General features: G+C 68.3%; 14 protein-coding genes and 1 tRNA gene. 4 read left to right on the forward strand and 11 right to left on the reverse strand.

Annotated elements, in window-relative coordinates:
• Positions 1-57 precede the first annotated feature (57 nt).
• The 5 genes from pbpA to ADBZ9K_RS23265 all read right to left on the reverse strand — a co-directional run bounded on the left by pbpA (position 58) and on the right by ADBZ9K_RS23265 (position 6,581).
• Positions 58-1,533: a D,D-transpeptidase PbpA gene (gene pbpA / locus ADBZ9K_RS23245; RefSeq protein ID WP_526624619.1), complete on the reverse strand. Its 1,476-nt coding sequence runs from the start codon at positions 1,531-1,533 to the stop codon at positions 58-60.
• Positions 1,530-2,933 carry a peptidoglycan glycosyltransferase RodA gene (gene rodA, locus ADBZ9K_RS23250; protein ID WP_526624620.1) on the reverse strand — a complete coding sequence of 468 codons (1,404 nt, stop codon included), beginning with the start codon at positions 2,931-2,933 and terminating at the stop codon, positions 1,530-1,532. The genes pbpA and rodA overlap by 4 nt, the downstream gene beginning before the upstream one ends.
• A complete protein-coding gene (locus ADBZ9K_RS23255; RefSeq protein ID WP_526624621.1) occupies positions 2,930-4,549 on the reverse strand; it encodes a PP2C family protein-serine/threonine phosphatase in 1,620 nt (539 codons plus the stop codon). Before ADBZ9K_RS23255 ends, rodA begins: the two co-directional genes overlap by 4 nt.
• Positions 4,546-5,013, reverse strand: a complete 468-nt coding sequence (locus ADBZ9K_RS23260) for an FHA domain-containing protein FhaB/FipA (protein WP_526624622.1) — start codon at positions 5,011-5,013, stop codon at positions 4,546-4,548. The genes ADBZ9K_RS23255 and ADBZ9K_RS23260 overlap by 4 nt, the downstream gene beginning before the upstream one ends.
• A 149-nt stretch (positions 5,014-5,162) precedes the next feature.
• On the reverse strand, positions 5,163-6,581 hold the full coding sequence (locus tag ADBZ9K_RS23265) for an FHA domain-containing protein (RefSeq protein ID WP_526624623.1): 1,419 nt from the start codon (positions 6,579-6,581) through the stop codon (positions 5,163-5,165).
• A gap of 226 nt (positions 6,582-6,807) precedes the next feature.
• On the opposite strand from ADBZ9K_RS23265, the gene ADBZ9K_RS23270 reads away from it, so the two are divergent.
• Positions 6,808-6,890: transfer RNA gene (locus ADBZ9K_RS23270), tRNA-Leu, on the forward strand.
• Between the two features lie 81 nt (positions 6,891-6,971).
• Here ADBZ9K_RS23270 and ADBZ9K_RS23275 read toward each other — a convergent pair.
• Positions 6,972-8,372, reverse strand: a complete 1,401-nt coding sequence (locus ADBZ9K_RS23275; RefSeq protein ID WP_526624624.1) for a DUF222 domain-containing protein — start codon at positions 8,370-8,372, stop codon at positions 6,972-6,974.
• Between the two features lie 232 nt (positions 8,373-8,604).
• Here ADBZ9K_RS23275 and ADBZ9K_RS23280 point away from each other — a divergent pair, with 232 nt between their 5' ends.
• Positions 8,605-9,405 (forward strand): NlpC/P60 family protein, encoded by an 801-nt coding sequence (locus tag ADBZ9K_RS23280; RefSeq protein ID WP_526624625.1) that lies wholly within the window; start codon positions 8,605-8,607, stop codon positions 9,403-9,405.
• A 203-nt stretch (positions 9,406-9,608) separates the two neighbouring features.
• Here the strand turns inward: ADBZ9K_RS23280 and ADBZ9K_RS23285 are convergent, their stop codons facing one another.
• The 3 genes from ADBZ9K_RS23285 to ADBZ9K_RS23295 form a co-directional block, all read right to left on the reverse strand.
• Complete coding sequence (locus tag ADBZ9K_RS23285) at positions 9,609-12,770, reverse strand: beta-propeller fold lactonase family protein (RefSeq protein WP_526624626.1); 3,162 nt, start codon at positions 12,768-12,770, stop codon at positions 9,609-9,611.
• Between the two features lie 154 nt (positions 12,771-12,924).
• Positions 12,925-13,101: a hypothetical protein gene (locus ADBZ9K_RS23290; RefSeq protein WP_526624627.1), complete on the reverse strand. Its 177-nt coding sequence runs from the start codon at positions 13,099-13,101 to the stop codon at positions 12,925-12,927.
• The gene (locus ADBZ9K_RS23295) at positions 13,098-14,006 is read right to left on the reverse strand and encodes a LysR family transcriptional regulator (RefSeq protein WP_526624628.1); all 909 of its coding nucleotides are present in this window, start codon (positions 14,004-14,006) and stop codon (positions 13,098-13,100) included. The genes ADBZ9K_RS23290 and ADBZ9K_RS23295 overlap by 4 nt, the downstream gene beginning before the upstream one ends.
• A gap of 192 nt (positions 14,007-14,198) precedes the next feature.
• Between ADBZ9K_RS23295 and ADBZ9K_RS23300 the strand changes: the two genes are divergently transcribed.
• Complete coding sequence (locus ADBZ9K_RS23300) at positions 14,199-15,185, forward strand: EamA family transporter (RefSeq protein ID WP_526624629.1); 987 nt, start codon at positions 14,199-14,201, stop codon at positions 15,183-15,185.
• Here the strand turns inward: ADBZ9K_RS23300 and ADBZ9K_RS23305 are convergent.
• Together ADBZ9K_RS23305 and ADBZ9K_RS23310 are read right to left on the reverse strand one after the other, a co-directional pair.
• Positions 15,087-16,517 (reverse strand): amino acid permease, encoded by a 1,431-nt coding sequence (locus tag ADBZ9K_RS23305; RefSeq protein WP_526624630.1) that lies wholly within the window; start codon positions 16,515-16,517, stop codon positions 15,087-15,089. The genes ADBZ9K_RS23300 and ADBZ9K_RS23305 overlap by 99 nt on opposite strands.
• Before the next feature lie 39 nt (positions 16,518-16,556).
• The gene (locus ADBZ9K_RS23310) at positions 16,557-17,654 is read right to left on the reverse strand and encodes an alcohol dehydrogenase catalytic domain-containing protein (protein ID WP_526624631.1); all 1,098 of its coding nucleotides are present in this window, start codon (positions 17,652-17,654) and stop codon (positions 16,557-16,559) included.
• Positions 17,655-17,779: 125 nt separating this feature from the next.
• On the opposite strand from ADBZ9K_RS23310, the gene ADBZ9K_RS23315 reads away from it, so the two are divergent.
• Positions 17,780-19,261: a PucR family transcriptional regulator gene (locus ADBZ9K_RS23315; protein ID WP_526624632.1), complete on the forward strand. Its 1,482-nt coding sequence runs from the start codon at positions 17,780-17,782 to the stop codon at positions 19,259-19,261.
• Positions 19,262-19,290: the final 29 nt, after the last annotated feature.

The following is a 19,290-nucleotide window of genomic DNA, read 5'->3' on the forward strand; positions in this document are numbered from 1 at the left end:
CGCTTCGCTCGGCTGCGGGGGCTCATCTCTCGCCTCGCTTCGCTCGGCTGCGGGTCCTCACGATGCCCCCTGTAATGCCGCGGCGATGGTCGCCCGCCCGATCGGGGCGGCCAGCGCACCGCCGGTCGCCGAGAGCCGGTCACCGCCGTTCTCGATCAGCACCGAGACGGCCACCTTGGGGCTTTGTGCCGGCGCGAACGCGATGTACCAGGCATGTGGCGGGGTGTTGCGCGGGTCGGTACCGTGCTCGGCGGTGCCCGTCTTGGATGCGATCTGCACGCCGGGGATCGCCCCTTTCTGCTGGGTCATCTGTTCGGCGCCGACCATCAAATCTGTTAGCTTAGCCGCGACCTGCGCCGAGACCGCACGCCGCTCTTCCTGGGGCGCGGTGGTGCTGATGTTGGACAGGTCCGGTCCCTTGAGGCTGTCCACGAGGTAGGGCTGCATCATCACGCCCGAATTCGCGATCGCGGCCGCCACCAACGCGTTCTGCAAAGGTGTCACCGCCACGTCCTTCTGACCCATGCTCGACATCCCCAGCGCCGCGGCGTCGGAGACCGGGCCGATGGTGGACTCGGCAACCTCCAACGGGATCGGCGCCGGTGAGCTGTCGAACCCGAACGCCCGCGCGGTATTGCGCAGCGCGTCGACTCCGACCCGCATACCCAGTTCCACGAAGGCGGTATTGCACGACCGGGCGAAGGCGTCGCGCAGCGAGGCCGTCGGGCCGGTGCCGCACGGGGTACCGCCGTAGTTCTCCAAGGTGGCGGTGCTGTTGGGCAGCTGGATCTGCGGCGCCGCGGTGAGCTGGTCGGTGTCGGTCACACCGGCCTGCAGCGCGGCGGCGGTGGTGATCACCTTGAACGTCGAGCCGGGCGGGAACGTCTCGGCAATGGCCCGGTTGGTCAGCGGCGAACCCGGGTCGTCGCGCAGCTGCTGCCAGGCGTTGCCCTGCTCCTCGGTGTCGTGGGTGGCCAGCAGGTTCGGGTCGTAGGACGGTGAGGACACCATCGCCAGGATCTTTCCGGTGGACGGCTCCACCGCCACTACCGAGCCCTTGCACCCGCCGTTGCAGCCCTGCTGCATGGCCTCCCAGGCGGCCTGCTGGATGCGCGGCACGATGGTGGTGTCGACGTTGCCGCCGCGCGGGTCGCGGCCGGTGAAGAAGTCGGCCAGCCGCCGCCCGAACAGCCGCTGATCGGAGCCGTTGAGGATGGCGTCTTCGGCGCGCTCCAGCCCGGTGCTGGAGTAGCGCAGCGAGTAGAAGCCGGTGATCGGCGCGTAGACAAACGGGTTCGGGTACACCCGCAGGAACCGGTAGTGGCCGTTGGTGGACACCGAGTACGCCAGCAGCTGCCCGCCCGCGGTGATCTGACCGCGCTGGCGGGAGTACTCGTCGAGCAGCACCCGCTGGTTGCGCGGATCGGCCCGCAGCCCGTCGGCGCGGAACACCTGGGTGACCGTCGCGTTGATCAGCAGCAGCACGACCAACGCCATGATCATCACCGAGATGCGGCGCAGTGAGGTGTTCATACCCGCTCGATCACCTCCGTGGCCGAAGCCGCGATCGAGGCGTGCGGGTTGTTCATGATCGGCCGTCGCGCGGCGTGGGAGATCTTGACCAGGATCGCCAACAGCAGGTAGTTGGCGACCAGCGACGAGCCACCGTAGGACATCCACGGGGTGGTCAGGCCGGTCAGCGGGATCAGCCCGGTAACCCCGCCGACGACGATGAAGAGCTGAATCGCCAGGGTGGAGGCCAGCCCGGCGGCCAGCAGCTTGCCGAAGCTGTCCCGCACGGCGATCGCGGTGCGCAGCCCGCGCACGATCACGATCGTGTAGAGCATCAGGACCCCGGCCAGGCCGACCAGGCCCAGTTCCTCACCCACCGCGGCGATGATGAAGTCCGTCGAGGCGGCCGGCACGGTGCCCGGCTGCCCGTTGCCCAGGCCGGTGCCGAAGATGCCGCCGGTGGCGAAGCTGAATTGCGACTGCACCATCTGATAGCCGGCGCCTTCGGGGTCGGCGAACGGGTCCAGCCAGGTCTGTACCCGCACGCGAACGTGGCCGAACACGTAGTAGGCCACCACGCTGCCCGCGGCGAACAGGGTCAGCCCGATCACCACCCAGCTCAGCCGTTCGGTGGCGATGTAAACCATCACCAGGAACGAGGCGTACAGCAGCAGCGAGGTGCCCAGGTCCTTCTCGAACACCATCACCCCGACCGAGGCGATCCAGGCGCCCAGCAGCGGCGCCAGGTCGCGCGGACGCGGCAGGTCCATGCCCAGGAAGTGCTTGCCGGCGCTGGTGAACAGGTTCCGCTTGGCCACCAGCACGGCCGCGAAGAAGATCAGCAGCAGGATCTTGGAGAACTCGGCGGGCTGAATACTGAAGCCCGGCAAGCGAATCCAGATCTTGGCGCCGTTGGTCTCGGAGAAGTGCGCCGGCAACAGCGCCGGGATGGCCAGCAGCACCAGGCCGACCAGTCCGCAGGTGTAGCCGTAGCGGGCCAGGATGCGGTGGTCCTTGAGGAAGACCACCACCAGGGAGAAGCCGACGACGCCGAGCAGGGTCCACAGCATCTGCTGTTCGTCGCTGGGTCCTCGGGTTGCGTTCAGCGCTCCGTTGACCAGGTCGAGGCGGTGGATCATCACCAGGCCCAGTCCGTTGAGCAGGGCGACGACCGGCAGCAGCACCGGATCGGCGTAGGGCGCGAAGCGCCGGATGGCCAGGTGGGCGCAGACGAACAGGGTGAGGAAGGCCAGCGTGGAGCTGGCCAGGTCCCAGCTGATGCCCTGCTCCTGGTTGGCCTCCACGATCACCAAGGCGACGACGGTAATCAGGGTGGCGAAACACAGCAGCGCCAGCTCGGCGTTGCGGCGAGTTGGCGTTGCGGGGGTCAGCGTGACCGGTGCCTGCGGTTGGGTGCTCATGCCGCCGTCCGGCAGTCAGTGCCCGGCTTCTGCGGCGGCGCCGGCAGTTGGGTCACTGTCGGCGGGGGGCTAGGTGGCGGCACGGGTGCGGCAGAAGGTGTTGTCGCGCCGTCACTGTCATCGGGCGCCGGTGACGGGGCCGTCGTGCTCGGGGCCGTGGTGCCTGGGGCGGTAGCGCTCGGGGTGGTGGTGCTCGGGGTGGTGGAGGGTGCGGTGGTGCTCGGTGGTGCGGGCGGCGATGTCGACGGCCGGGGCGCTGACGTAGGCGCCGGCCCTGGCGCGGGAGGCGCGCTCGGAGCCGGCGTCGGGGTGGCGACTGGCGTCGGGGTCGGAGTGCTGGTCGGCGGCGGCGCGCACGGCGGAAGCACCGAGCTGTGGGCCAGTTCGCGCAGCTGCCCGATCGCGTTGTCCAGGGTTCCGGCCGGCAGCCCCGCCGACACCTGGGCCCGCTCGGAAGGGCGCAGGTCCTGCAGCCGCATCAGCTGGCAGCCCAGTGAATCGGAGGCCTGTCCGTAGCTGATCTGGGAGAGTTCGTTGCGGTCGTTGAGGCAGCCCAGCAGATACGGCTCCTGCAGCGGATAGCCGAGGATCGAGCCCTCGATGCCGCGCATGATCGCCACCGTGCCGTTGTAGGCGCTGACGTAGTAGTTGCTGCGGATGACCTCGCGACCCACGCCCAGCCCGGCCAACGCCAGCAGCAACACCAGCGCGGCGGCGATGACCATCCGCCGGCGTGAGCGTGGCTTGGGCGGGGGCTCGGGTTCGGGCACCACCCGTTTGACGGCCACTGGGCGCGGCGCGATGGCCGAGGCCCGGCCGGCGGCGGTGTTCGGTGGTGCGGTGTGCTCGTCGTCGCCGGAGACCGCGCCGGCCAGGATCGGCTGGGTCTGGCCGCCGTAGTCGTAGTCGACGACGTCGGCGACCACCACGGTGACGTTGTCCGGGCCGCCGCCGCGCAGCGCCAGTTCGATCAGCCGGTCAGCGCTCTCGGCGGGGTCGGGAATCTGCAGGGCCTCCAGGATGGTCTCCTGGCTGACCGGGTCGGACAGGCCGTCCGAGCACAGCAGGTAGCGATCGCCCTCGCGGGCCTCCCGCATGATCAGGGTCGGCTCGACTTCATGGCCGGTCAGCGCGCGCATGATCAGCGAGCGTTGCGGGTGGCTGTGCGCCTCCTCGGCGGTGATGCGGCCCTCGTCGACGAGGGTCTGGACGAAGGTGTCGTCCTTGGTGATCTGGTTGAGCTCACCGTCACGCAGCAGGTAGCCGCGCGAGTCGCCGATGTGGACGAGCCCAAGTCGGTTGCCCGCGAACAAGATTGCGGTCAGGGTGGTGCCCATGCCCTCGAGTTCGGGCTCCATCTCCACGTGCGCGGCGATGGCCGAGTTGCCGTCGCGCACCGCCTCGTCGAGCTTGCTGAGCAAGTCGCCGCCGGGCTCGTCATCGTCGAGGTGGGCCAGCGCGGCGATCACCAGCTGGGAGGCCACCTCACCGGCGGCGTGCCCGCCCATGCCGTCGGCCAGGGCCAACAGCCGGGCGCCGGCATAGACCGAATCTTCGTTGTTGGCGCGGACCAGCCCGCGGTCGCTGCGGGCGGCGTAGCGAAGGACCAGTGTCACGGGCGCAGCTCGATTACCGTCTTGCCGATATGAACCGGCGTGCCGATCGGAACGCGTACTGCCGTCGTCACCTTCGCCCTGTCGAGGTATGTGCCGTTGGTCGATCCTAGGTCTTCCACGTACCACTCGGGCCCGCGCGGTGACAGCCGGGCGTGCCGGGTGGAGGCGTAGTCGTCGGTGAGCACCAGGGTGGAGTCGTCGGCGCGGCCGATCAGGACCGGCTGGCTACCCAGCGTGATGCGGGTGCCGGCCAGTGCACCGTCGGTGACCACCAGGTAGCGGGCGGCGTGGCGCTGCTGGCGCGAGGGCAGCAGCGAACCGCGCAGCGCCAGGCCGCGGCGCACCATCACCGCCCCGGTGGGTGCGTAGATGTCATTGCGCAGGATCCGCAACACCGACCAGATGAACAGCCACAGCAGCAACAAGAACCCGGCACGCGTCAGCTGCAGCACTAGTCCCTGCATCCGGCGTCCTCTCAGTCCTCATGCCAGTGGCGTCGCCCCGGCAATACCAGCAGGCACCGGGCCGACTTCGGCACCGTCACGATACTTGGACGCAGGTGGGCGTGCGGAGCATGCCACTCCGCTTCGCCCAAGTCGCGGCCTCGCAGACCTCAGTGAACGCGGACGATGATCTCGGAATGGCCGAGCCGGATGACGTCGCCGTCGGCCAGCTGCCACTCCTGGACCGGCGCGTTGTTGACCGTGGTCCCGTTGGTGGAATTGAGGTCGGACAGCAGCGCGACCTGGCCGTCCCAGCGGATCTCCAGGTGCCTCCGGGATACACCGGTGTCGGGCAGCCGGAACTGCGCGTCCTGGCCGCGGCCGATGACGTTGGCGCCTTCGCGCAGCTGGTAGGTGCGGCCGCTGCCGTCGTCGAGCTGCAGGGTGACCGCGTGGCCGGCGGCCGGGTAGTCGCCCTGGGCGGGCGGCTGGGCGTAGCCGCCGTACCCGGCGGGCGGCTGCCCGTAGTCGTAGTCGCGGCCGGCGGGCTCGGCGTAGCCGGCCGGGCTGCCCTGCTCGTAGCGGCCGTAGTCGGGTTGGCCGTACTCGGGACGCCCGTAGCCGGGCTGGCCGTAGCCGGGCTCGTACCCGCCCTGGTCGGGGTAGGCCGGCCGAGCCTCGGGCCGGCCGTAGCCGGGCTCCTCGTGACGGCCGGGGGCGCGGCCGTAGTCGTAGTCACTGGGCGGCGGGCTCGCCGGGGCCCCGTAGCCACCGCCCTGCGGCGGGCCGTAGTTCGGGTAGTTGGGGGGCGGGGCCGGCCGGTAACCCTGGTCGTAGCCCTGGCCGCCGCCGTAGCCGCCGGCCGGGGGCCGCTGGTCGTAGCCCTGCCCGTAGCCCTGGCCGCCGCCGTAGCCGCCCTGCTCCGGGTAGCCCGGCCGCTGCCCGTAGCCCGGCTCGCTCGGCGGGGCCGGGTAGCCGGCCGGCTCGGGCGGGTAGGGCGGACGCTGCTCGGGGGCCGCGGCGCGCGGCTGGTCGTCCTGCGGGCGCGGGTAGCGCTCGTCGTAGTAGTCGTCGCCGGGCCGCCCCTGACCCTGGTCGCCGCGGTAGGTGGGGTTGTCGCTCATCGCTGGTACTCCTGGTTCTGCGGTGTACGCCTGGTTCGATTGTGGTGGGGCGGGTGTGGCAACGAACGGGTGGGGGTCGACGTCAGGGTTGACGACACCGCGCGCACGGTACTGGCCAGTGTGCAGGTTCGGCGATTGCTCGAACCTGACGACCAGATCACCATACGTTTGCCATCCCTGTTCCCGGATGTATCCGCCCAAGTGTTTGGCAAAAGTGTCCGTGGTGAGATCGCGATCGGCGCTGACCTTCACGAAGTCAGCCGCACTGAGCGTAATGACGTATTCGTTGGGAGCCAAAAACTGCTCGCCCGGCAGGGTTTGCACGCCGGCGGAGGCTTCCCGGCGCAGCAGCGCCTCGACCTCCTGGGGAACGATCGATCCGCCGAACACCCGGGCGAACGCGTCACCGACGCTGTTCTCGAGGCGGCGCTCGATGCGTTGAACCAGACCTTTCTGGTTGTTCATCTCACCGCCTCGCTCGTGTCCGTCGCGTGTCGCGTGGTCGCCAACAGTCCCCTGCATGGTATCGGCCCTGGTCGGCGGCCCGTCACCATGAGAACTCTGAGAATCGGGTTACACCAGGTCAGGGGCGCGATGCGGAGAATGTGACGACAATCGCTAGGCTGTTGGCAGCCGCGGGCGCGAGTTGAGGTTCACCCCCTCGACCGTGATAGGCTCCCCCGGTTGTTTTGGGCGAGTGGCGGAATGGCAGACGCGCTGGCTTCAGGTGCCAGTGTCCTTCGGGACGTGGGGGTTCAAGTCCCCCTTCGCCCACATTGAGCGGATGGACCCCGGCTTCGGCCGGGGTTTTTTCGTGCGCGGCGGCAACGACGTTGCGGCACCAAGTGCAGACGATCACGGCGGATCGGTGTCGTCTGCCGCGTCCCCCCTCTTGAGGATCTGATGGGGGTTGAAGTAGTAGTTGCGGGGTGGTCGGCGGCGCGTGGACCGGCGGCTCGGCCGCCATTCGACGCCTCTGTTTCCGAGCGCGACCGTGTATCCGCCCTTTTCCAGGATGCGATTGTCGGGTCCGGACATCAGGGACAGTTCGTCGATGTCCGTGAGCCCGTTGTGCGGTGCGGCCCACTTGATGTTGTGGTTGACCTCGCAATGGTCGAACGGGGTAGTCGATCCCGGCCGCGTGCTCCCGCCGTCACGGGCGAAGAGCATCAGCCGCTGGGCGGCGGTGGCGATGCGCTTCGACCGGCCTTCGTTGAGCTGCAACGACTTTGCGCCCTGAAAAATGGCCAGATAATGGTGCGCCAGCTTAGCATCGAGCAGCGCGATGACATCGGAGATGGGCATCATCGACCCGCTGGAGGTCAATGCGTGGCCAGTGCGGGCTTCGAGGTCAGCCAAGTCGGCGCGGACGATGAGCTTGACCGGTAGTCCGCGGTGGGTGCCGAGCGTGTCAGAGGCCAGGAACGCGGTGAGCAAGGCTTCCATCCCGTCATGGTTGCGCTGCGCTGGGGTACGCGTGTCGGCCCTGATCTGTTCCTCACTCGGCTCCGAGCCCACGACGGTGGGATTCTCGGGAATGCAGTGCCCCGGGGCCGCCTCTTTCTTCAGGGCCGCTTCCCACTTAGCCCGCATCGCCGGGGTCAGCCAGCCTGTGATTCGGCTCATGCCGTCGGGGCCTTGCTTACCGATGACAATGCCGCGTTTCTTGGCACGGTCGACGTCGGTGAACTGACCATCTTGGTTCCAGCAGTAGAGCTGTTTGGTGACCAGTGTGCGTAATTCTTCGGGCGTGAACGTGGCGGCCAACTCGGCGAGGTTGACCTCGGCCTCGGCAACCTCCTCCGGGTCGACACCTTGGGGAATCCGGGTGGCGAAGTCAGCCATCACCGCGGCATGCGCTTCGGTGATCTGCCCGTCAGCCTGGGCGGCGGCCGTCGCCGCCAGTTCGGGTCCAAGAGGTTGGCCCGTCAGTGAGGTCCGCGGCCCGAGCGCCTTGGCGTGATCCACCCGACGGCGCGCCTCAGCCGATGACAGCAGCAGCAGGTCGCGTAACCACACGGCCCAGGTGGGTGCGTCCCCAAGATCAGCAGGCGTCGTCTGGTGCTGAAGCCCGGCAAGCAGCCGGTGCTCGACAGCGGGCAGCACATTGCGCACCAGCTGCAGGGACTCCAGGGCCGGCACGATCTCGCGCGGAGTCAGAGCGGCCACGTCACATGCGGACAACCGGGTCAACGCCTCCACCAGGTCGACAACCGCAGCCGGCGTACCGGCGTCGGTGGGGCAGCTCTGGATCACTCTTCGAACATACATTCGAGTACCGACAAGTTTTAGTCGGCCTCAAGCTGTCATCTCTCAGGACATCGGTGACAGTTCTGCCTCAGGACATCGGTGACAGTTTCGGTGGTCTTGGTGGTGACAGTTGCGCCCCGAGGCTCGAGCGGTGGCTGGCAATAAACCTATCGATCCTCGTATCCGCCTCGAGCTGAAGCCTGGCGTCGGACGGAGATATTTCTGTTGTACTGCTCTGGTGATTCGCTTCGTCGTATCGGCCGTCGTGGCCGCGCTCGTCTTGGTGCCCTCACCGGCGACCGCCGTCGCTGATCCGGGCGCCTATGACTACGCCTTCACCTGCAATCGCGCCTCGCTGACGGCTGACTTCGCGCAGCGCGATGAGTTGCCACAAACGGATGCCGATCCGGCGGGCTGGTATGTCGAGCGCAATGGCCGGTACCCGAACGGCGGCTGGGGGCCGGCGGCTGCGGTGTTTACCGGAGTAGGAGTGCCCGTCGACGCCGGGTGCGACGCCGGCACCTGGATGCGTGAGCGCGTCGTGGCGACGGCGTTGCGCTACCTCAACGTGCCGGGTAACCCGCAGGCGCTGCAGTACCGGCACCACCACATTCCCGCGTGGGATCCGCCAGCGTCCACCGCGCCGCCCGCGGTGCAGAATGCCGATGACGCCGACGGGCAGTCGCTGGAGACCTGGGGGCCCGGCCGCGGGTTGGACTGCTCGAACTTCACGGCCTGGGTGTACAACTACGGGCTGGGCATCAAGTTCGGCGGCGACGTGGGCAAGCAGTACGCAGGCACGGCCGGCCCAATGGGCCAACCGATTTCGGCGCAAGGGCCGTTCCAGCCCGGCGACCTCGTGTTCCTGCACCCGAACGGGAACCCCGACCGGGCCTCACATGTGGTGATCTTCCTCGACGACCAGCATGTGATCGACAGCCGACTAAACGCCCAAGGTGTGGCCGGCGTCCAGGTCCGCGACCGCACTGGCTGGTACCGCGCCGCGGTGCTTGGTGCTTGGCGGCCAACCGCGGGGTAGGGGTTGGGCTTGGCGCGCGCTTGTTGAGGTGTCGTCTAGCAGAGTTCTGTGGCCTGGCTGATGGCCCAATTCACCCGATTGACCTGCTATGCGTAGGCGTCGGTAGCCGGCGTTGGGACTGTGTGGCATAGGGCGCGAGCGAGAGCTGATCTTTCGTCATACCAAGCACACTCGACTTGGGCAGCGACGGGGCGGCTCGCCAGCTACAGGGCGGTTGCAGACGTGGTTGACAGCGGCACCTCGATGACATCCCACCGTGCATAGCCGGCGCGCGGCGCATCGAAATAGGTGTTCACGAGTTTGATGGTGGTGTCTCCGACGGTAATCGTCATGTCACCGTAGTAGCGGGTGACCGGTGTCTCCACCATGATGCGGCCTTCGTATCCGGGCCTGACGTGAACTTGCAGCGCTTGGCTGAATGTCTTGGCCTCTGCCGTCGACCGTCCGTACTTGCCTGAGATCTCCAACGCCGCCAGCTTCGTGACCTTGAAACCAACTTTCGGTGACAGCTCCCAGCTACTGGTCACGGTCTGAGTGGTGGTCGCAGTAACTGTCGTGGTCACTGAGCTCCCGCTGTGATTGGCGACGGGATCGGCTGCCTCGCGTGCAGCGCTGTAGGCCTGCTCGTCCTTGGACTTGATTTTGAAGCTGCAGCTCACACCGCTCTTGTCGCACAGGGCATTGACCGCGGCCGCCTGGTCTTCAGCCTGTGCGGCGGCGATGGTGATACTGCTGCCCGGTGCACCCAACAGGCCGATGCTGTGTCCGCGCGTGAATCCGCCCGTCCCAGCGCAATTGCCCTTCGCACACGATATGCCTTCGTCGTCGTTCAGAGCGACCCGACTGACTTCTAGCGAGACGACATAGGTCTGGTCGGTCTTTTCCTGGTAGTAGGTCAGGGTCCCGGCATTGGCGCTCCAGAAGTAGCGAGTGACCTCGAAATGCTGGGTCTCGCCGGGCAGCAGGATCTCGCCGTTGAGCGGGCCGCCGCCTCGGCCGTCGTAGGTCTGCGACTGCAGCACGATCGGGTAGGCGGAGAGGTTGGTGACGTCGAAGCCCTGGGTCCAGTCGTTGCCCCGCGGCGGTGTGTAGTTCGGGGCGTCCGCCACCGCATGTGCCACCGAGAGTTCGTTGTCGGCGACGTTCGAGCCGATGGCCGGAGCGAGCACGCCCGCCTGACCGTCGAGCGAGATGATCGTGATGGGCGCAGTGCCGGTACCCAGCAGGTCGGTGTGGGTGACCATGATGGCCGGGCCGCTTGCGCCGTTGATCGCCACGACACCGGTCGGGCCGCTCGCGACGGGAAGGTCGACCACCTGGAAGGTCGTGGTGTCGATCAGCGAAATTTCACTCGAGAATGCGTTGGCCACGTAGAGCTGAGTTCCGTCGGCGCTCAAAGCAAGTCCGGTCGGGTAGTCGCCTACCCGGATGGGCGAACCGATGGTGGTGAGCGTCGCGGCGTCGATCACCGACACGGTGCCGTCATCGCTGATCGCCGAGTTGCCGGAATTGGCCACGTACAGGCGCGAGCCGTCGGCGCTTACGACAATCGCCGTCGGGGCGGTACCGACGGTCGCGGTACCGACCACTGCGTTTCGCACCGTGCTGATCACCGACACCGTGCCCGAGTCGGCGTTGGTCACGTATACGTAGCGCCCATTGGGGCTCAGCGCCATGCCGAACGGGTTCTCGCCAACGGCAATGGTGTTGACAACTTTCCTGGTTGCGGTGTCGATCACCGACACCGTGTCATCACTGCTGTTGCTCACATAGGCGCGAGTCCCGTTGGGGCTGAGCACGATCGCGGCTGCGTCGTTACCGACCTCGATGGGCTGGCCGACGATCGCTCCGGTTGCGGTGTTGAACACCGACACGGTGTCGTCGGAATCGTTGAGCACGTAAATGCGGTTGCCGGCGCCGTTGATCGCGATGGCGGTGGGTTGACCGCCCACGGTGATCGCGGCGCTGACCTGGCCGGTGCGCAGGTCGATCACCGAGACCGTACCGTCGCTGATATTGGTGACGTAGGCGCGGTTGCCGTCCTTGCTCACCGCGATGCCGAGCGGGTAGCTATCGGTACCAACCTGATTCTCCGTTGTGGTGACCGCGTGCGGCGATACGGTGATGCCGTCTACGTTGACATCAACCGCCTCGCTGACGGTGGTGCCCACTCCCACCGTGAAGGAGTCTGTGAGACCAGGGTTCAGCGCAGCGGTGATGCGCCCGACGAGGGTCGGGGTGTAGGCGTAGCCGCCGTTTGCATCGAAAGTGATTGTGCCGTAACGGGGTTTGCTGACCAGGTTGTATGTGTAACCGGCGCCGGGGCTGTTCGGGTCCGTGACGCCCAACGATCCGGTTACCTGTCCGGTGGTGGCATCAGGCGCGCTCGTGGTCGGAGCAGTGACGACGTCGACCGGCGCGCCGATGCGCACAGTCACATCGACTGTTGTCACCCCCGGCTGGCTGAACAGCCGGAAGCCGTTGTCGCGCATCGTGACTGTGAACGTGGCAGTCCCGGTAAAGGCAGCGTCGATGGGGGTGAAGGTGTAGCTGCCGTCGTTGGCGACCGTGACGGTACCTGCGGTGGGCTGCTGATCGACGCTGTAGGTGATCGGGTCTCCGTCCGGGTCGACGGCGCCGATCGTCCCGCGGATGACGCCCCCCTCGGAAACCGACGTCTGGGCGAGGTGAGCAACGGGCGCCTGGTTGAAGAAGGCGCCGACGATCTGGCGACGAGCCCAGGCCAGCACAGTCCACAACGTGGGGGAATCGACCGGAGCCGACGGAGTGCCTCCGCCCAGGCCGAACGGGGCGAGCAGACCCGAGACCAGGTCTTGCGGGCTTGCTGCTGCTGCGGGGGCCACCTGAATCGGCTCTGCAGCGCTCTCACCCGCGGTAACGGCGACCTCGGAGGTGATACTCCTTCGCGCGTGTGCGGTTGCGGTTCGGGTCAGTGCGGGCGAAGCGGTAGCGGCGACGGCCGTCGCCGTCCGCGTGGCCGCCGTTGCCGTGGTTACCGCGTCGGTACCACCGCCGACGCCCGTTGTCGCCGCGGGACGGGCCGGGTCACTGCTGGTGGATGAAGCGACGACCTCGTGGCCGCCCTCGTAGCCGCCCTTGGCCGCGGCCGCGGCCGGGGCCGCCTTGGCAGATTGGAGTTGGCCTCGGCCCGACGAGGCGCGGCCGGGCTTAGCTTTGGGCCCGGCATGAGACGACGAGTCCGCAGAGCTAGCCCCGGTGCTCGGCGACTCTGATCGATCCGGCTCCGCTGCCGCCACGCCATGGCCCGCGGCCGCTGCCGCTGCCAGGCCGATGCCCGCGGCAACTACAAAGCCGCCTACCCGCGAACTCTGGGAATTCCGCATTGCCCCCCCGTTATGGACTTGCCTGTACGGCATGTAAGCGCATACGTGGCAAACATGCCAACGCGGCGGTTAAGTTAGCACAGGTAAGTAACAAGCAAGTGGACTGAAGGAGAATCTGAGGGCCAGGTGTGGCGGCGCCCCCGACGCCGCAATGCTATTGGGGCGCGTGCGGCCATCGTCGCCGCAGCTTCAGCCGGGGGCCGCGGTGCCGTGCCGGCGCTGACCCGCTAACCACCGCTGCCCTGGCGCCGGGCAGCGCGGCGATCTGCGGCGAGGGGAGGACGTCGTCGGCCTCGCCGACCTGCTTGACCGCGCCCGCAACCCGGGTCACGCTCCACCGCCCTGCTCCACAATCTCTCGCGATACCTCGCTGAGGATGTCGAGGACCGCGGCGATGGCGGGCCGGGTGGTGGCTCCGACCCGGGTGACGGCCTCGATGCGGCGGGCTATGCGCACCCCGCTGAGTGGTCTGCGGATCACCTCACGCACGGTGAGCACGTAGCGCGGCAGCAGCGCCACCCCGACTCCGGCCATCACGAGCTCTTCGAGAACGCGGAAGTCGTTGACGCGTTGAACGATTCGCGGCGCAACCCCGGAGACCGCGGCCAGCGAGTGCAGCACATCGTCGACCATGAGCCCGCCTTCGACGCCGATCCACGCTTCGTCGGCCAGATCGCGCAACCGAACCCGAGTGCGGCTGGTGAGCCGGTGGTGCGGGGCTAGCAGGATGTCGAGCGGCTCGCGCAGCAGAAACGTCGTCTCCAGCCGCGGCCCCAACGCCGCGCCGTCGCGCTCGTCGCGGTGGACCACCACCACGTCGTAGTCGGCCAACTGCGCCGGCGCGCTGGCGGCCGGCTGGTCGATGTCGCGCCCGAGCACCTGAACTCCGCGAGCGGCCGCCCGGGTGATCAACGGTGCCAGCAGCATGGCCGCGCCGGAGGGAAACAGGGCCACCCGCACCGTCCCGCTCGGCGTCGTCCGATAGGCGTCCATGTCCGCCTGGGCGCGGTCGAGGGCGGCCAGCACCTCATCGGTGCGAGACACGAGGATCTGGCCGGCCTCGGTGAGCCGAACCCGGCGCCCGTCGCGCTCAAGAAGATCGACGCCTGTCTCGTGCTGGAGGATCTTGAGCTGCTGGGACACCGCCGACGGGGTCAGTGACATCGCCTGGGCGGCTGCATGCACGGTGCCGCGCTCGGCCAGTTCCCGAAGCAGCCGCAAACGCCCCACATCCATGTAGAGATCCTAATCAGTACGTGCAAAAACAATCGCTTGTCTAACGCATCAACGCCTGGCGATCATGGAGTCACCGCGCGCAACGCAGCCGCAGCCAGCCCGGGGGCACCGGTCATCGGTCCCGCCGATCGCGTGAATATCCCTGTCTACAAACGGGACTCACGACAAGCACACGCAGAATCGAGCACCGCCATGGCCACCCACCGAACCGTCGACCTGGCGCTGCTGGGTGTGGCCGTCGTCTGGGGATCGACCTACCTGGCGGCCAAGGACGTCGTCACCGCCGACACCGTCGTCGCGTTCCTGGCCATCAGGTTCGGCATCGCGGCGGCGGGGTTGGCGCTCATCGTGGCCCCCCGGCTGGGCCACCTCACCCGAGCCGAACTCGGCCTGGGGGCGGTGTTCGGGGTGATCCTGAGCGGCGTCCTCGCGTTGGAGACGTTCGGGGTCAGCATGACGTCGGCTTCCAACGCCGGGCTGATCATCGCGCTGACCATCGTCATGACACCCCTGCTGGAACAGTGGGTGCGGCACACCCACCTACCGCCGACGTTCTACGGGGCCACCGTGATCGTGGTCGCCGGAGTCGGGTTGCTCACCCGCAACGGCGGGGCCGCCGGGTCGCGCCTGGGTGATCTCCTGATGTTGCTGGCCGCCGCCGCCCGTGCCGTCCACGTCACCGTGATCGCCCACCTCTCGGCGGGCCGCCGCCTCGATTCGGCGCGGGTCACGCTGGTCCAACTCGCAACCTGTCTGGTGGTGTTCGGGTCGCTGTCACTGCTCACCGGCGGCGGCGTGGCCGATGCCGTCACCCACCTGCCCCTGCGCGGCTGGCTGATCACGGTCTATCTGGCGCTGGGCTGCACGGTGTTCGCCTTCGTCATCCAGATGTGGGCGGTGCGGCGCACCTCGTCGAGCCGGGTCAGTCTGCTGCTGGGCACCGAACCGCTGTGGGCCGCCGCCTTCGGCGTCCTGATCGCCGGTGATCCAGTGACCGCCGTCGGCGCCGTGGGGGCGGGGCTGATCCTGCTCGGCACCAACTGCGGCCGGGTGATCGACTCCCGCCGCAGCCAGCCCCGGTCAGCCGACGCCCTCGAGGATGTCGGTCTCGGTCTGCCCGATCCGCGCGATGACCTCCGGGGCCGCCCGCTTGAGCCGGTAGAACCGGACCAACGCTAGAGCCATCGTCGCCAGGAACAGGTACGGCAGGATGTTCAGCGGGTACGCCGGCACCGGGTAGACATTGGCGAAGAACGTGTACGCCATGGCGGTCACCGCCACGATCGCCGCCGTCCACACCAGCTTGTTGGGCATGCCGGCGCGCTTGGTGTAGGCCACGCAGGCGATGGCGACCAGCGCGTAGGCGACCATGTAGCCGTAGGTGCCATAGGTATCCACCCACACCACGATGTTCATCGGTTGCACACCGGCCGCCAGCAGGATGACGTCGAGGATGATCGCGGCCGGGCCGGCGATGAGCAGCACCCGGTGCGGAGTCAGATGCATCTCGTGGGTGCGGCCGAAGTGCTCGGCCACCACCCCCTCCTTGCCCATGACGTAGACGATCCGGCCGACGACGTTCAGCGGCGCCACCACGACGGCGAAGAAGGACGCCCCGACGCCGAAGGTCAGGATGGGGGTGAACCAGGACGGCATGCCGATCATGGTGGCGATGTCCTGCAGCGGGCTGGCGCTCTCGCCCAAACCTTGCTTGAGCAAGGCGATTTGGGTGTAGGCGGCGAAGACGTAGAGTACGCCCACCACGATCGCGCTCCAGATGATGGCCCGCGGAATGGCGGTGTAGGGATTGCGGGCCTCCCGACCCAGCGCATCGGCCGACGAGAAGCCGACGAACCCGAGGATGCCCAGCACCATCCCGACGGCCACACCCTGAGCCGGGACGTCGCGCAGCGAGAACTGTGCCGGATCCCAGGCGGCCGGGCCCGCCCACACCAGGGCGAGCACCAACAGGATCGTGATGATGGTGACCGAAATCAGTTCCAGCACAAGCGAAACACGCGCCGAAAGCCGGATGCCGCGGATGGTGAACAACGTCGCCAACCCACCCAGGACCACCGCTAGCACGATCTGCCAGACCGTGCCTGCCACCGGCAGACCGAGCAGCACCAGGAAGTCACTGGCGTAGGAGACCGCCCCACCGAGTGAGCCCGCCGCGATGCCCCAACAGCCGATCAGCAGGGCCACCCCGGCCAGGTAGGCACCGAATGGCCCGAGCCCCTTGGCGACATAGGTGTAGAGCGAACCCGCCGAGGCGTTGCGCCTGGCGAAGACCACCACGCAGTAGCCGACGGCCAGGATCACCACGGTGGCCAGGGCGAACGACAGGATGGTGGCGTTGCCCGCGCTGAGGTAGATCGCGGCGGCGGTGAAGGCGATCACCGCGCTGGGCGCGATGTTGGCGATTGCCTGGGCGGCCAGTTCGGGACCCGACATGACGCCGCGGCGCAAGCCCGCGTCGGTAGGAGCCGCGGTGCTGGGGCTGGTCGACATGGTGGACGCTCCTCTAGCAGATGGGAAAGTGGTTGGTGCTCAAGGGATGAGCAGGGTGCGGAGTGCTTCGCCGGACTCCAGGTCGTCGAACGCGGCGGCGGCTTCGGCCAGCGGCCGGCGCGCCCACACCAGCGGGTCGAGCTTGAGCTGGCCGTCCATATAGCGGTCGACCAGAGCGGGGATGTCGATGGAGGGACGGACCGAGCCGTAGTTGGATCCGAGGATCCGCTGGTCGGCCTCGGCGAGCACCAGGGGCTCGAAGGTCGCCTTAGCGCCCGTCGGCGGCAGGCCCACGATCACCGCCGCCCCGCCCAGGCCCAGCATTTGGATGGCCTGCTCGGTGGTCTTGGTGTGGCCGAACGCGTCGAAGGCGTAGTCAACCCCGTCGGGTACTAGGGCGAGGAGCTGCTCGACGGCGTCACCGGCGGGTGCGACGATGCGGTCGGTCGCGCCGAGCTGCATGGCCAGTTGGGTCTTCTCGGTGAGCACGTCGATGGCGATGATCCGCTCGGCGCCGGCCAGCTTGGCACCCTGCACGACGTTGAGTCCGACACCGCCGCAACCGATTACCGCGACGGTGGCGCCGGGCTCGACGGCCGCGGTGTTGAGTACCGCGCCGACGCCGGTCGCGACCGCGCAACCGACCAGGGCGATGACGTCCAGGGGCGCGTCGTCGCGGACCTTGACCGCACCGGAGGCGGGCACCACGACTTCCTCGGCGAAGGAGGACACACCCAGGTAGTGATGCAGCGGCTCGCCGTCGCGGGAGAGCCGGGAGGTGCCGTCGAACAACACGCCCTTGGGCCCGACCACCGTCGCCACCTTCTGGCAGCGCGCCTCGTGCCCGGAGCGGCAGTAACGGCACTCGCCGCACGGCGGCACCCACGACAGCACCACGTGATCGCCGACGGCCAGCGAGGTCACCCCCTCGCCGAGTTCGACGACGACACCGGAACCCTCGTGGCCCATCACAAGCGGCGCGGGCGCCTGCCAGTCGCCGTGCTTGACGTGCAGGTCGGAGTGGCACACCCCGGCCGCGGCGATCTTGACCCGGACCTCGCCCGCCTTGGGTCCGGCGAGCTGGACATCGGTGTGCTCGATGGGCGTGTGGTGGTCACGGAAGACGATCGCTTTCACGGGATTCCTTGCGGGCTGGACAACGAGCGGTGAACGCATCGAATGCTAGGGAGCGAATGAATCCAGCGGCAGTGTGAAAATATGTGAATTCAAGCCATTGGATAGCGGTTTTGTACACTGCCCGGGTGGCGTATGACGTGCGGGCCGTCGCCGCGTTCCTGGCGTGCGAGCTGGCGGTGGGACGCGTGGACGGGGCCGTCGTGGTCGACGACGCCATCCGGTTGGCGCAGCTGGTGGTCGCCAGCCCGCCCGGGTTCGCCACCCTGGTCGTCGGCACGCCCGACGGGTTCGCCGAAGCCCTGGCCGACGGATCGCGCCAGGAGGCGCTGGCCACCTGTGTGGCGGTGGTCGCCGGTGGTGACGCCGGACCCGACCTGACGGCCGCGCTCGCCGCGGCGGAGATCACCGCGATCGTCGTGCCCGACAGTCCCGCCGAGGTCGTCTATGCCACCCTGGCCGCTCGCATCGCCACCGACCAGGCCGCCGAAGATCGGCGCGTCACCACCGGGACCAAGGTGCTGACCCAGGTCGCCCGGCGCGGCGGCGTGGTCGCGGTGGTCGCCGAACTGGCGCACCGCATCGACGGCTGGGCCGTTCTGCTCGACGCCGGCGGTGAGGTGATCACCACCGCCGGGGCGGGCGGGCTGCACGTGCGCGACGCCGTCGCGGTGGCCTTTCACCGCCCGGTGCGGGTGCGGCATCCGGGTTTGCAGGTCCATCCGGTCGGTCAGGGCGAAGACATCAGCGCCCACCTGGTGATCGGCGCGCGGGGTCCGACCAGCCGCAGTCGTGACCTGGCCTCGCAGGCCGCGGCGCTGCTGGATCTGCTGCTGCGCACAGCCGACGATCCGGCCACCGAGCGACTGGGCCGGGAAGTCATGCTGTCGACATTGCTGCGCGGCGGTCCGGAGGCCTCGGCGCTGTTGCGGCGGTGGGGAGTTCACGAAACCTCACTGACCGCGTTCGCGGTGGCATCGCGATCGCGCGCCATCGACCCCGAACGGCTGGCGATCCGCTGGCTGGATGACCTTGGCGCCGTTCACGTCCTGGCCGAGGAACGCGGCAGGGTGCTCGGGTTCATCCGTGACGACCGTGCGGCCGACCTGGCCGCGATCGTCGAGGGCCTCAGCGGGGATGCGCGGATGCCGCTGCGGCTGGGTATCGGCTCACCGGCCAAGGCGCAGGTGCTGGCCCGCTCGGCGGCCGAAGCCAGGCATGCCCTGGAAGTGGCTGTGGTGGATGCCCGTTCGGTGGTGTGGTATCGATCGCTGGCCACGGTGAGTTATGTGCTGGAGCATCTGGACGACAGCGCGACCACCCGCATCGCCGCGGTGCTCGACCCGCTTCGCGACGAGGAGGGCCGACACGGACCGCTGACCCGGACCCTCGAGATCTACCTGGCTGAACACGGGGTGTGGGGTGCGACCGCGACTCGGTTGCGGGTGCATCGGCAGACGCTTGCCAGCAGGATCCGGCGGATCGAGGAGCTGACCGGGATGTCCATGGCCAACCCCGACGATCGGGCCACCGCATGGCTGGCCATCCGGGCCCTGCAAACCACCGCGGTTGGCGGGTCCGAGCTGGCGAAAGTCGGTAATCTCCAGTGAGTTTCGAAGCTGTCGTTATCGAGCGAAAG

The organism is Mycobacterium sp. (assembly GCF_965229265.1).
GTDB lineage: Bacteria > Actinomycetota > Actinomycetes > Mycobacteriales > Mycobacteriaceae > Mycobacterium.

What these genes read in the sequence shown, in the direction of transcription:
- pbpA (WP_526624619.1), bottom strand. Translation starts at nt 1,533, where the DNA reads ATGAACACCTCACTGCGCCGCATCTCGGTGATGATCATGGCGTTGGTC.
- rodA (WP_526624620.1), bottom strand. Translation starts at nt 2,933, where the DNA reads ATGAGCACCCAACCGCAGGCACCGGTCACGCTGACCCCCGCAACGCCA.
- ADBZ9K_RS23260 (WP_526624622.1), bottom strand. Translation starts at nt 5,013, where the DNA reads ATGCAGGGACTAGTGCTGCAGCTGACGCGTGCCGGGTTCTTGTTGCTG.
- ADBZ9K_RS23265 (WP_526624623.1), bottom strand. Translation starts at nt 6,581, where the DNA reads ATGAACAACCAGAAAGGTCTGGTTCAACGCATCGAGCGCCGCCTCGAG.
- ADBZ9K_RS23285 (WP_526624626.1), bottom strand. Translation starts at nt 12,770, where the DNA reads ATGCGGAATTCCCAGAGTTCGCGGGTAGGCGGCTTTGTAGTTGCCGCG.
- ADBZ9K_RS23295 (WP_526624628.1), bottom strand. Translation starts at nt 14,006, where the DNA reads ATGGATGTGGGGCGTTTGCGGCTGCTTCGGGAACTGGCCGAGCGCGGC.
- ADBZ9K_RS23300 (WP_526624629.1), top strand. Translation starts at nt 14,199, where the DNA reads ATGGCCACCCACCGAACCGTCGACCTGGCGCTGCTGGGTGTGGCCGTC.
- ADBZ9K_RS23305 (WP_526624630.1), bottom strand. Translation starts at nt 16,517, where the DNA reads ATGTCGACCAGCCCCAGCACCGCGGCTCCTACCGACGCGGGCTTGCGC.